The following is a 12561-nucleotide window of genomic DNA, read 5'->3' on the forward strand; positions in this document are numbered from 1 at the left end:
GCAGGACGTTCATCCTTCGACAGGCTCAGGACGAACGGTAGGGTCCGTTCGACCTGCGCCTGTCGAAGGGTAACGGGCCTGCCCTCAAGCCAAGTTAGGCGCCAGCAAACTCCGCAATTCTTCCTCCGGAATCCCCCGCCGCCGCGCCATGTCGCCCAGCTGATCCTCCCCGATCTGCCCCACATTGAAGTAGGTCGCATCGGGATGCCCCAGATAGAAGCCGCTGACGCTGGAAGCCGGCGTCATCGCCAGGCTTTCGGTCAGGTGCATGCCGATGTCGGCGCACTGCAGCGCTTCGAACAGCGCGATCTTGGCGCTGTGGTCGGGGCAGGCCGGGTAGCCGGGCGCGGGGCGGATGCCCTGGTACTTTTCCTTGATCAGCTCCTCGTTGCTCAGCGCTTCGCCCGGCGCATAGCCCCAGAGGTCGGTGCGCACGCGCTGGTGCAGGCATTCGGCAAAGGCTTCGGCCAGGCGGTCGGCCAATGACTTGAACAGGATGCCGGAGTAGTCGTCGAGCTGGTCGATGAACTCCTGCTCCTTCTTCTCCATGCCCAGGCCTGACGTGACCGCGAACAGGCCGGCGTAATCCTTGATGCCGCTGTCCTTGGGCGCGACGAAATCCGCCAGGCAGCGGCTCGGGCGCATGACGCCCTCGACGGCCTGCTTCTCGGTCTGCTGGCGCATGCCATGCCAGGTCAGCAGCACCTCGCTGCGCGTGTCGTCGGTGTAGAACTCGATGTCGTCGCCCACGCTGTTGGCCGGGTACAGGCCGATCACGCCATTGGCCGACAGCCAGCGGCCGCTGATGATCCTCTGCAGCATCGCCTGGCCGTCGGCCATGACCTTGCGCGCCTCGGCGCCGACGATCTCGTCGTCGAGGATGGCCGGGTACGGGCCCGCCAGGTCCCAGGTCTGGAAGAACGGGCCCCAGTCGATGAAGCGCGCGATCTCGTTCAGGTCGAAATTCCTGAACACGCGCCGGCCCAGCGCGCGCGGCGCGGGCGGCACGCGCGTGAAGTCCACGGGCGTGGCATTGGCGCGCGCCTTGGCCAGCGGCCACATCGGCACCTGCTTGCGGTTGGCATGCTGCTGGCGCACCTTGTCGTAGTCGGCCTCCAGCGCCTGCAGATATTCCTGCAGGCCTTCGCCCAGCAGGCTCTGCGCCACGCCCACGCTGCGGGACGCGTCGGGCACGTAGATCACCGGGCCCTCGTACTTGGGCGCGATCTTCACCGCCGTATGCACGCGCGAGCAGGTGGCGCCGCCGATCAGCAGCGGCATGCGGCGGCTGCGGAAGTACTCGTCCTTTTGCATCTCGCCGGCCACGTACTGCATCTCCTCCAGGCTGGGCGTGATCAGGCCCGACAGGCCGATGATGTCCGCGCCCTCCTCCTTGGCCTTGGCCAGGATCTCGTGGCAGGGCACCATCACGCCCATGTTCACGACCTCGAAGTTGTTGCACTGCAGGACCACGGTGACGATGTTCTTGCCGATGTCGTGCACGTCGCCCTTGACGGTGGCGATCACGATCTTGCCCTTGGAGCGCACATCCTCGCCCGCGGCCTGCTGCTGGCGCTTTTCCTCCTCGATGTAGGGCACGAGGTGGGCCACGGCCTGCTTCATCACGCGCGCCGACTTCACCACCTGCGGCAGGAACATCTTGCCCGCGCCGAACAGGTCGCCGACGACATTCATGCCCGCCATCAGCGGGCCCTCGATCACATGCAGCGGCCGGCCGCCGCGCGCCAGCACCTCGCGGTAGGCCTCCTCGGTGTCCTCGGTGATGAAGTCGGTGATGCCGTGCACCAGCGCATGCGCCAGGCGCTGCGCCACGGTGACGGGCGCCTCGGGCGTGCCGCGCCATTCGAGCTTCCTGCTCTCGTCCTTGGCGCCGCTGCGCGCGGTTTCGGCGATTTCCACCAGGCGCTCGCCGGCGTCGGGGCGGCGGTTGAGCACCACGTCCTCGACGCGCTCGCGCAGCACGGGCTCGATGTCGTCATAGACACCGACCATGCCGGCGTTGACGATGCCCATGTCCATGCCGGCCTGGATCGCGTGGTACAGGAACACGGTGTGGATCGCCTCGCGCACCGGGTCGTTGCCGCGGAAGGAGAAGGACACGTTCGACACCCCGCCCGAGACCTTGGCGCCGGGCAGGTTCTGCTTGATCCAGCGCACCGCCTCGATGAAATCGACGGCGTAGTTGTTGTGCTCCTCGATGCCGGTGGCGACGGCAAAGATGTTCGGGTCGAAGATGATGTCCTCGGGCGGGAAGCCGACCTCGTCGACGAGGATGCGGTAGGCGCGCTCGCAGATCTCGATCTTGCGCGCGAAGGTATCGGCCTGGCCCTGCTCGTCGAACGCCATCACAACGGCCGCGGCGCCATAGCGCTTGACCAGCTTGGCCTGCTGCTTGAAGGGCTCGACGCCCTCCTTCATGGAAATCGAGTTGACGATGCCCTTGCCCTGGATGCAGCGCAGCCCGGCCTCGATCACCGCCCACTTGGACGAATCGACCATGATCGGCACGCGCGCGATGTCCGGCTCGGAGGCGATCAGGTTCAGGAAGCGCACCATCGCGGCCTCGCTGTCGAGCATGGCTTCGTCCATGTTGACATCGATCACCTGCGCGCCGTTCTCGACCTGCTGGCGCGCGACGGCCAGCGCATCCTCGAACTGGCCGTTGAGGATCAGCCGCGCAAAGGCCTTGGAGCCGGTGACATTGGTGCGCTCGCCGATGTTGACGAACAGCGTGTCCTCGCCCACGAACACGGGCTCGAGGCCCGACAGACGCATCGGAGGAATGGAAACTTCAGACGGCATGCAACTCACCTGCAAAAAACAAGGGCCAACAGGTGAGCGTCGTTGCGGAAGACGAAACCCCAAGCCTGACGAGCGGTCCGGACACGTGCCGGGGCCGTCGCTGCAACGCTCCTTGGGGGTTAACCCGGGATTTTAACGGGGATGCGCGGAGGTCGCAGTGGCTAGGGGTCTGGAGGGCAGGACGTCCATGGTTCGACAAGCTCACCACGAACGGGAAAATCCGTTCGCCCTGAGCCTGTCGAAGGGTGGCTAGCGACCAGAGAGCGCCCTACTTCGCCGTAGGCATCACGAATTCCGCCCCCTTGCCGATGCTCTCCGGCCAGCGCTGCATGATGCTCTTTTGCCGGGTGTAGAAGCGCACGCCTTCCTCGCCATAGGCATGCATGTCGCCGAACAGGCTCTTCTTCCAGCCGCCGAAGCCCTGCCAGGCCATGGGCACGGGGATCGGCACGTTGATGCCGACCATGCCGACCTGGATGCGGCGGCCGAATTCGCGCGCCACGTTGCCGTCGCGCGTGAAGCAGGCCACGCCGTTGCCGAATTCATGCGCATTGACCAGATCAATGGCTTGGGCCAGGTCGGGCACGCGCACGCAGGCCAGCACCGGGCCGAAGATCTCCTCCTTGTAGATGCGCATCTCCGGCGTCACGTGGTCGAACAGCGTGCCGCCGAGCCAGAAGCCGCCCTCGCAGCCCGCGCCGGCCTGCGCGCCGTCGAAATTGCGGCCGTCGACCAGCAGCTGCGCGCCTTCCTGCTCGCCCAGGGCGATGTAGCCGGCGATGCGTTCCTGCGCGGCGCGCGTCACGATGGGACCCATCTCGGCCGCCAGGTTCTCGCCATCGAGCACCTTGAGCGTGCGCGTGCGCTCGACCAGGCGCTCCACGACCTTGTCGGCCACGTCGCCCACCAGCACCGCGACGCTGATCGCCATGCAGCGCTCGCCGGCCGAGCCATAGCCCGCGCCGATCAGCGCATCGACCACCTGGTCGATATCGGCATCGGGCATCACCACCATGTGGTTCTTCGCGCCGCCCAGCGCCTGCACGCGCTTGCCCAGGCGCGCGCCGGTCTCGTAGATGTAGTTGGCGATCGGCGTCGAGCCGACGAAGCTCACGGCCTTGACCTCGGGGTGCTCGATCAGCGCGTCCACCGCTTCCTTGTCGCCCTGGACCACGTTGAACACGCCGTCGGGCAGGCCGGCCTTCTGCAGCAGCTCGGCCATCATCAGCGAGGCCGTCGGGTCGGTCGGGCTGGGCTTGAGCACGAAGGTGTTGCCCGCGGCAATGGCCACCGGGAACATCCACATCGGCACCATCACCGGAAAGTTGAAGGGCGTGATGCCGGCGACCACGCCCAGCGGCTGGCGCAGCGTCCAGTTGTCCATGCCGGTCGAGACCTGCTCGGTGAAGTCGCCCTTGAGCAGCTGCGGGATGCCGCAGGCGAACTCGATGATGTCGATGCCGCGCGCGACCTCGCCCTGGGCATCGGTGAACACCTTGCCATGCTCGGCGGTGATCGCGTGCGCCAGCTCGTCCTTGTGCTGGTTGACCAGCTCGAGGAACTTGAACATCACGCGCGCGCGGCGGATCGGCGGGGTGTCGGCCCAGGCCGGGAAAGCGGCAGCGGCCGCGGCCACGGCGGCGTCGACATCGGCGCGGTTGGCCAGCGCCACGGCGCCCGTGACGGCGCCGGTGGCGGGGTTGGTGACGGGCTGGGTGCGCAGGCTGTTGCCGGCGACGCGCTGGCCGTGGATGAAATGGGTGATGGAGGCGGTGGAGATGGCTGCGTTCATGGAAGCTCCTTGGATCGTCGCGAAACTGGAGCCAAGTTTAGGCAGCCGGCTACGCCCTGCCCAGCCCTGGCAGCTGAATTGATTGTTTGATTTGATGAACAATGCCGCAATGAATTCCAACGATGCATTGAAAACCGAGCAGCTCTGGTCGCACCTGTGGTGGCTGGTGGTGCTCGAGCAGCAGGGCAGCTTCACGGCCGCCGCCGCGCGCCTGGGCGTGAGCAAGGCCGCGGTGAGCCAGCACATTGCCGGCCTGGAGCGCGCGGCCGGGGTGCCGCTGGTGCGGCGCACCACGCGCTCGATGCTGCTGACCGAGGCCGGCCGGCATCTGGTGCAGGACACGCGCGAGGCCTTCGAGCGCATTGCCGGCAGCTTCGCGCAGGTGCGCGACCTCGCCGACGCGCCGCGCGGCAGCCTGCGCGTCACGGCGCCCGTGGCGCTGGCGCGCCAGCACCTGGTGCCGCGGCTGCCGGCGTTTCTCGACCGCTATCCCGACATCCAACTGGAGCTCGACCTCTCGGACCAGCTGCGCCCGCTGTCGCAGCAGGGCCTGGACCTGGCGATCCGTCACACCGCCGCGCCGCCCGAGAACCATGTGGCCTGGGCGCTGTGCACGACCCATTCGGTGCTGGTGGCAAGCCAGGCCTATCTGGAGCGCCACGGCCCCGCGCCCGCCGTGCCCGACGACCTGCGCCAGCACCGCTGCCTGCACTACCCGCGCGGCCAGGAAGCCGCCGCCTGGACCCTGCAACGCCTGGGCCGCGGCGGCGGCGCCCGCACCACCGTGCCCGTGAGCGGCCCGCTGGTGGCCAACAACAGCGAGGCGCTGCGTGACGCGGCCATCGCCGGCTTGGGCATCGCCCTGGTGCCCGACTTCAGCGCCCAGGCCGCGCTGGCTTCGGGCCAGCTGGTGCCGGTGCTGCCGCAGTGGCGGCCGATGGGCGCTTTCAGTCCGACGATCTATGCGATGCGGCCCTATTCGGCGCATGTGCCGCGGGCGGTGGGGGTGTTCGTGGAGTGGTTGCGGGAGGTGTTTGCGGGGGGGTTTGCGCCGCAGGGGAAAGGGTGACGGGGCTTATTTGGAGAGGGGCCGTTCATCCTTCGACAGGCTCAGGACGAACGGAGAAAACCGCAGCGCTTTGAATAACGTTCGCCCTGAGCCTGCCTCGGCGGCCCCGTCGAAGGGTAAACGGCCCCTCTATAGAAGAACCACGCGGCATCCTTCCGGGCGCTTGGCATATACGGGATCAACCAACTCTCAAGCCTTGATCCCCAGCTTGTTGACCAGCTGCTTGAAGGTAGCGTTGTCCCGCGCAATCACCTCCAGAAACGCCGGCTGGTCCAGATACCCCTCGCCCATGTTCTGCTTGGCCATGGTCGCGCGCAGTTCGGGCTCCTGCAAGGTCCGCGCCATCACCGTGCGCAACTGCTGCACGATCTCCGGCGGCGTGTTCTTCGGCGCCGCCAGGCCGCGCCAGCCCCCGATCACCAGATCGATGCCACGCTCCTTGAGCGTGGGCACCTGCTCCCAGCCCGCCTGGATGCGCCTGTCGCCCATGATCGCCAGCGGCCGCAACTTGCCCGCCGCCACATAGGTGGCCACCTCGACCGGCGTAACCGCCACGGCCTCGATATGGCCGCCCAGCAGATCCAGCACCGCCGGGTTCGCACCGCGATACGGCAGATGGTTGAACTGCACACCGACCTTGTCCTCCAGCGCCGCCGCGGCAAGATGCCCCAGCGAGCCCGGCCCGGCATTGCCGATGCGCACATCGCCCGCGCTCTTCTTCGCGGCAGCCAGGAATTCCTCCAGCGTCTTGAACGGCGAGTCGGCACGCACCGCAATCGTTGCCGGATCGGCATTCAACCGCGCGATGGGCTGCACATCGTCCGAAGTGACCTTCGTCAGCCCCATGTGCGGAATCATCGTCATCTCGACGGTGATGATCGCCAGCTTGTAGCCATCGGGCTTGGCCGCCGCCAGCTCGGACCAGCCCAGCGCGCCGCTGGCGCCCGCGCGGTTCATCACGATCACGTTCTGCGGAAAGTGCCGGCGCATGGTCTCGGCCAGCGCGCGCGCCAGCACGTCGGTGCCGCCGCCCGCGGCAAAGGGCACGATCAGCTCGACCGGGCGCTGCGGGTAGCCGCCGGCCGGCGAGGCACTGGCCGGCGAGGTGCCGGCAGCCCAGGCCGGCAGGGCGGACGCCGCGGCCAACGCGGCCAGCCGGCGGCCAAAGGCACGGCGGTGAAGGGAATGGGTCATGTCTGTCTCCTTGTTCTGTGAGCGCGAGGCGCTTCGATTCCACTGAATTCCTATGCAGCCGATAAAGCTGCAGTTATGCCGGCAGCCCTTCGGCCAGGGGCTGCGCCACCCGCGGCGCGCTGCGCGCCGCACGCCATCCCGCGATCAGCGCGCGGAAATTCGCCGCGATGCGCGCATGCAGCCCCGCATCGTCGATCTCGCCTTGCAGCCAGGCCAGCGCCGGCGCCGACCACACGCTGCGCCCGATCATGAAACCCTTGACCAGCGAGGCCGGGGCCTCGGCAAAGGCCGCGATCAGTTGCTCCAGCGGCTGCGACAGCCCCAGGATCACCGCGCCGCGGCAATACGGATCGCGCTCGCGCACCAGCGCCTCCAGCGCCAGCCACTGCGCGCGCGACATCGCGCCCACCTTCCACCATTCGGGCTTGAAGCCCAGGTCGTAGAAGCGCCCGATGGTCTGCACCACGCATTCGCCGGTGTCGCCGGGCGCGATCCGGTCCCTGGGCGGAATCACTTCCAGCAGCAGCTCGTGGCCGCTGGCGCGCGTCGCCTCCCAGACCTGCTGCAGCCATTCCTCCTGCTCGGCGCGCAGCGCGGCGTCGTCCTGCGGGTGGTAGAACACCAGGCACTTGACGGTCTGCTCGCGCGGCCAGTGCTGCAGCTGCGAGGCCAGCGAATGCGTGCCGTCGAAGCGCAGCGGGCGCGAACCCGGGCGCTCGATGGGGCGGCCCACCCACCAGCCGCGGCCGGTGGCGTCGTGCAGCGCGGCCTCGCCGATGCGGCCGTCGATCAGCACGCCCATGCGGCCCTGGCAGCCGGGATCGGTCTCCACTTCCTCGACCACGCGGTTGATCAGGCGCTTGAGCCGCGGCAGGCGCGCGCGGTCGGCGCCGGCCTGGTCGGCCAGCTCCTCGAACTGCGAGCGATGGTCATAGGCCAGCACGCAAAGTTCGGGCCAGGCCGGACGCGCCGCGGTGACGCGGTGCAGATGCGCCAGCTGCGGATCCTGGTCGGGCCGCACGTGGCGTTTGCCCGAGAACCAGTGCGCCAGCTCGGCCGGCGTGGGCATGGCGGGCGCGCAGCCATGGCGCGACACCACGATCGCGCCGCAGGCGTTGGCCATGGCCGCGGCTTCGGCAAAGGACTTGCCGCGCAGCAGCCCTGCCAGCAGGCCCGAGGCAAACGCATCGCCCGCGCCCAGCACGTTGAGCACCTCGATGCGCTCGCCCAGCACCGTCAGCGCATCGTCGATGGCCGCTGGGATCGCGCCTTCGATCACCGAGCAGCCCAGCGGGCCGCGCTTGACGACGAATACCGCGCGAGTGCATTCGCGCGCGCACCGCAGGCTGGCCATCAGGTCGCCTTCGGCGCCGCCGGCAATCATCCACTCCTCCTCGGTGCCGATGATCAGCTCGAACATTCCCAGCTGCTGCTGCAGGTGCGCGCTGACCTGGTCGTTGCCTATGTAGCGGGTCTCGCCGTCGCCCTTGCCGGTCAGGCCCCAGAGCACGGGCCGGTAGTCGATATCGAGCACGCGCACCAGGCCATGGCGACCACCGATTTCCAGCGCCTTGCGGCTGGCGGCCAGCACGCCGGGCGTGCTCAGATGGGTGCCGGTGACCACCAGGCTGCGGCACCGCGCGAGAAACGCCTCGTCGATGTCGTCCTCGCACAGCGCCATGTCGGCGCAATTCTCGCGCGCGAACAGCAGCGGGAACGTATCCTGGTCCTTGATGCCCAGCAGTACCATGCCCGTCAGGCGCTCCGGGTCAATGCGCACCTGGCTCACGTCGCAGCCTTCGCGCTCGAGCGTGCGGCACAGGAAGCGGCCGTTCTGTTCGTTGCCCACGCGCGAGACCATGGCCGAGCGCAGGCCCAGCCGCGCCGTGCCGAAGGCAATGTTCGCGGAGGAGCCGCCGAGGTATTTGGAGAAGCCGCTGGCGTCCTCGAGGCTGCAGCCGATCTGCTGCGCATAGAGATCGACGGCCAGGCGCCCGAGGCAGGCAACGTCGAAGGGGCGGTCGGCGGGAAAGGGCAGCGTGCTCATGGGTTCCTTGTGGTCACATCGGCAGCGCGCAGGCCCCGCCGGATAATCTTCGCCAGCGGATGATAATCCGATATAGAAAATATTTTCTAAATTCATGAAAAATAGAACAACAACTTCAGGGAAAGCCCCGGTGGCCGTGGCGCCGGCGCCGTTTTCGGATACGCAGGCCTTCCTGGCGGACCTGCAGACGCAATTCGATGGCCTGAGCCGCCAGCTCAAGACCATCGCGCGCCATGTGGAGATGCACCGCGACCGGCTGGCGCTCGACGGCGTGCAGGCCACGGCCGAGGCCTGCGGCGTGCAGCCGTCGGCGGTGGTGCGCTTTGCCAAGCACTTCGGCTTCAGCGGCTATTCCGAGCTGCAGGCACTGTTCCGCGCCGACGCCGAACGCCAGCTCGCGCCCAACCGCGGCTACCAGGAGCGCATCCGCGGCCTGATCGTGCCCGGCGCCCAGACCCTGGCCGTGGGGCAGCTGGCGCGCGAAGTCATCGAGCGCAGCGTCGACAGCCTGCAGGCGCTGCAGCGCCAGCTGCCCGACGAGCGCTTCGAAGCCGGCGTGGATCTGATGGTGCAGGCCCCGGCGATCTGGCTGGCGGCTTCGCGCCGCGCCTTTCCCGTGGGCGCCTACCTGGCCTATGCGCTGCAGCACACCGGCAAGCCGGTGCACTGGCTCAATGGCCTGGGCGCGATGCAGCAGCTCGAGATGCGCGCGCTGCGCCCCGGCGACGTGATGCTGGCGGTGTCGTTCGCTCCCTATGCGCAGGAAACGCTGGAGCTGGCCCAGGCCGCGTTGGCCCGCGGCGCGCACCTGCTGGCCATCACCGACAGCCAGCTGAGCCCGTTGGCCGCGCAAGCCAGCGTGGTGCTGGTCGCGCAGGATGGCGCGACCTTTGGGTTCCGTTCATTGACCAGCACCATGGCGCTGGCGCAGTCGTTGTTCCTGGGGATGGCGTATCGGCTGGAGCTGGCTTACGAGGCGCCGGCGGCCACGGATTGAGGCGCGGACTGCTCCTGCGCCGAAGCCGGAAGCCCGAACACCCGGTCGAATGCCCAATTGAAGACAAAGGTATAGACCAGGAAGAACAGCAGCAGCCCCAGGTCCATCAGAAAGGCCTGCCACAGGCTGACCTTGAACCACCAGGCGAACAGCGGCACCAGCATCACCACCAGCCCGCCCTCCATGCCCAGCGCATGCGCCGCGCGCCGCGCGAAGCCCCGGCCGCGCTGCGCCTGGCGCGCTTCCCAGCGCTCGAACAGGCCGTTCCAGACCACATTCCAGGCGACCGCGATGGCCGAGGTCATGACGGCAACGATGCTGGAATGGGCGGCGCTTTCGCCGGTCAGTGCGGACAGGCCAAAGGAAGTGGCGGCAATGGCAAACACTTCAAACAAAGTGACATACACGACGCGCCGCCAGGGTCCCTGCAGCTGGCGCTTCGGAGAAGAGATATTCAAAGACATGCGCGGACTTTATAGGGTTCTCACTGACAGCAAAAGTCAGCATCTTTCAACTTTGCTGATAGATTGAGCCCATGGCTTTCTCCTCCGACAATGTTCTGGTGTTCCTGGCGGTTCTCGATCACGGCTCGTTCTCGGCCGCGGCGCGCGCGCTGTCGCGGGTGCCGTCGGCCGTGAGCATGGCGATCGCGCACCTCGAAGCGGAGCTCCAGCTCCATCTCTTCGACCGCACTGGCCGCGAGCCCCAGCCCACCGCCAGCGCGCGTGCGCTGGAGCCCCAGGCGCGCCTGCTGGCCGCGCAGCTGCAGCAGCTCAACGGCCAGGCCCTGGCGCTGACGCAGGGGCTGGAGCAGCGCCTGAGCATCGCCATCGCTCCCGAGCTGCTGGCCTCGCACTGGCCCGCAGCCCTGGCCGCGCTGGCCCAGGCCCATCCCTTGCTGGAAGTCGAGGTGCTGGCCGCGCCGCAGGAAGACGCGCTGGCAATGCTGCACACCGGCCGCGCGCAGCTGGCGCTGGTCTTCGAGCGCCCCAGCCTCGACGGCCGGGAGGGCTTCGAGGAGGTCGGCAGCGACACCCTGGTGGCCGTCATGTCCCCGAATCATCCGGTGCTGGAAGCCGCACGCGCCCAGGCCGCAGGGCATGGACTGCCGTCGCTCAGTGAAGAACACCTCAAGACCACGCGCCAGATCGTGGTCGCCAGCCGCGACCTCGGCCAGATCGACGCCCGCTTCGTCTATGCCCGCCATATCTGGCGCACCGACAACCATCTCGCCGCCCTGGGCCTGATCGAGGCCGGCCTCGGCTGGGGCTGGCAGCCGCGCTCGCTGGTGGCGCCCTACATCGAGGCCGGGCGGCTGGTGGAGATGCCGTTTTCCAATCTCAGCAACGGCCTGCGGCTTTGGGTGGACGTGGTGTGGTCCAAGCAAAGGCCGATGGGGCTGGGGGCGCAGATGTTTGTGCGGGCGATGGGGAAGCAGATGGGTGGAGAGTGAGCGGGGGTGAGCGTATCCATGCACTCTCGGGCAGGCCCTTCATCCTTCGACAAGCTCAGGACGAACGGTTTTACCTGCAAGGGCTCGCTATAGGCACGGTTGACGTCTTTCACGTCCCAAAGAAGCTATTCCGCTCCCGATCCCGCCCATCTGGCTGCGCCTGCCGCGCGCAGGGCCCGGGCTGGCGGGGGCGCCTAGCCCCCAATCAAAGCTGCAGCCAAGCCTCTCCCACCCCATCAAACTGCGCATGCACCCGATCCCCCGCCTGCACCTGTACCAACCCCACCCAGCTCCCAGTGGTCACGACGGTACCTGCCCTCAGCGTGCCGTACCGAGAAGTCGCATGGCGCAACCAGTCCGCCAGCAGCCAGGCCGGATCTCCCAGCGAATGGGTGCCGGCATGCACCGAAACCTCGCCCTCGCCCACGCGCAACCGGCACACCTGCTGCATCCAGTCGGGAGCAGCCCGCACCAGATCGCAAGGCTGCCAGTCGCCAACCACCAGCGCCCCATGGCACAGCTGATCCGCCAGCAGCAGCAACGGCGGCGCCGAGAACTGCTGCAGCCAGCGCGACTCCACCACTTCGATGGAGACGGCCATCGCATCGATCAGCTCCGCGCCCCGACCCGCCACCAGCCCCTCGGCCTGTGCAGGCGTCACATCCTGCCCCAGCCGCAGCGCGATCTCGGCTTCGATGCCGCCCGGACGCACGGGCCAGCGGGCCACCGTCGCCGGGCTGGCCCAGACGCCCGCCGGGGGCAGCGGCGCATGGGTCAGCGGCGCGCTGCGGGAGGCGCCGCCCGACTTCCAGGCGCGCGGCGCGCCGTTGTAGAACCAGTCGCGCTGCCGGGCCACGGCCTGCTGCACCGCATATGCGTCCTCCACGCTGGCAAGGCTCTCGGCCAGCGGCAGCGCATCGGCCAGCCGGCCATGGGCGCGCGCCTGCAGCAAGGTGTGGGTGACGGCTTCAACGGACATGGAATTCCTTGGCAAAGACAGCAATGTGACCAGGGCTGCATTCTTGCGTAAAAACGTGGTTCCACGGCAAAGTGTCCTGGGAGACACACCATGGTTATGCATGAAATGCATAACAAGCAAAGGAAGCGGCGTTGGACAAGCCGCAACTGCAGGAATAAGCTCAAAAACGTGTCATTACTTCTTTGACCACCGCTTCAAACGCTTTGG

Annotated in this window: 9 protein-coding genes and 1 riboswitch; of the genes, 3 read left to right on the forward strand and 6 right to left on the reverse strand. The window is 67.9% G+C overall.

Features of this window, described 5'->3' with window-relative positions; translation table 11 throughout:
• Positions 1-84: 84 nt before the first annotated feature.
• Together metH and M9799_RS07925 are read right to left on the reverse strand one after the other, a co-directional pair.
• Complete coding sequence (metH, locus tag M9799_RS07920; RefSeq protein ID WP_263725822.1) at positions 85-2796, reverse strand: methionine synthase; 2712 nt, start codon at positions 2794-2796, stop codon at positions 85-87.
• A gap of 54 nt (positions 2797-2850) precedes the next feature.
• Positions 2851-2943: riboswitch (S-adenosyl-L-homocysteine riboswitch) on the reverse strand.
• A gap of 148 nt (positions 2944-3091) precedes the next feature.
• The gene (locus M9799_RS07925) at positions 3092-4615 is read right to left on the reverse strand and encodes a CoA-acylating methylmalonate-semialdehyde dehydrogenase (protein ID WP_231042977.1); all 1524 of its coding nucleotides are present in this window, start codon (positions 4613-4615) and stop codon (positions 3092-3094) included.
• A 109-nt stretch (positions 4616-4724) separates the two neighbouring features.
• Here M9799_RS07925 and M9799_RS07930 point away from each other — a divergent pair, with 109 nt between their 5' ends.
• A complete protein-coding gene (locus tag M9799_RS07930; RefSeq protein WP_231042976.1) occupies positions 4725-5684 on the forward strand; it encodes a LysR family transcriptional regulator in 960 nt (319 codons plus the stop codon).
• A gap of 189 nt (positions 5685-5873) precedes the next feature.
• On the opposite strand, the gene M9799_RS07935 is transcribed toward M9799_RS07930, so the two are convergent.
• Entirely contained in the window at positions 5874-6878 is a 1005-nt protein-coding gene (locus M9799_RS07935; RefSeq protein WP_231042975.1) for a tripartite tricarboxylate transporter substrate binding protein, read from the reverse strand.
• Positions 6879-6951: 73 nt separating this feature from the next.
• Positions 6952-8925 carry a bifunctional 5-dehydro-2-deoxygluconokinase/5-dehydro-2-deoxyphosphogluconate aldolase gene (locus tag M9799_RS07940; protein WP_231042974.1) on the reverse strand — a complete coding sequence of 658 codons (1974 nt, stop codon included), beginning with the start codon at positions 8923-8925 and terminating at the stop codon, positions 6952-6954.
• 94 nt (positions 8926-9019) lie between these two features.
• On the opposite strand from M9799_RS07940, the gene M9799_RS07945 reads away from it, so the two are divergent.
• Complete coding sequence (locus M9799_RS07945; RefSeq protein ID WP_231042973.1) at positions 9020-9922, forward strand: MurR/RpiR family transcriptional regulator; 903 nt, start codon at positions 9020-9022, stop codon at positions 9920-9922.
• On the opposite strand, the gene M9799_RS07950 is transcribed toward M9799_RS07945, so the two are convergent.
• Positions 9895-10353, reverse strand: coding sequence for a PACE efflux transporter (locus M9799_RS07950; protein WP_231043243.1), 459 nt, complete (start codon positions 10351-10353; stop codon positions 9895-9897). The two genes, M9799_RS07945 and M9799_RS07950, sit on opposite strands and share 28 nt — an antisense overlap.
• Positions 10354-10457: 104 nt before the next feature.
• On the opposite strand from M9799_RS07950, the gene M9799_RS07955 reads away from it, so the two are divergent.
• Positions 10458-11375, forward strand: coding sequence for a LysR family transcriptional regulator (locus M9799_RS07955; RefSeq protein WP_231042972.1), 918 nt, complete (start codon positions 10458-10460; stop codon positions 11373-11375).
• Between the two features lie 205 nt (positions 11376-11580).
• Here the strand turns inward: M9799_RS07955 and M9799_RS07960 are convergent, their stop codons facing one another.
• Positions 11581-12354, reverse strand: a complete 774-nt coding sequence (locus M9799_RS07960; protein WP_231042971.1) for a fumarylacetoacetate hydrolase family protein — start codon at positions 12352-12354, stop codon at positions 11581-11583.
• Between the last annotated feature and the right edge of the window lie 207 nt (positions 12355-12561).

Origin of the sequence: Comamonas endophytica (assembly GCF_023634805.2) — a bacterium.
GTDB lineage: Bacteria > Pseudomonadota > Gammaproteobacteria > Burkholderiales > Burkholderiaceae_C > Comamonas > Comamonas endophytica.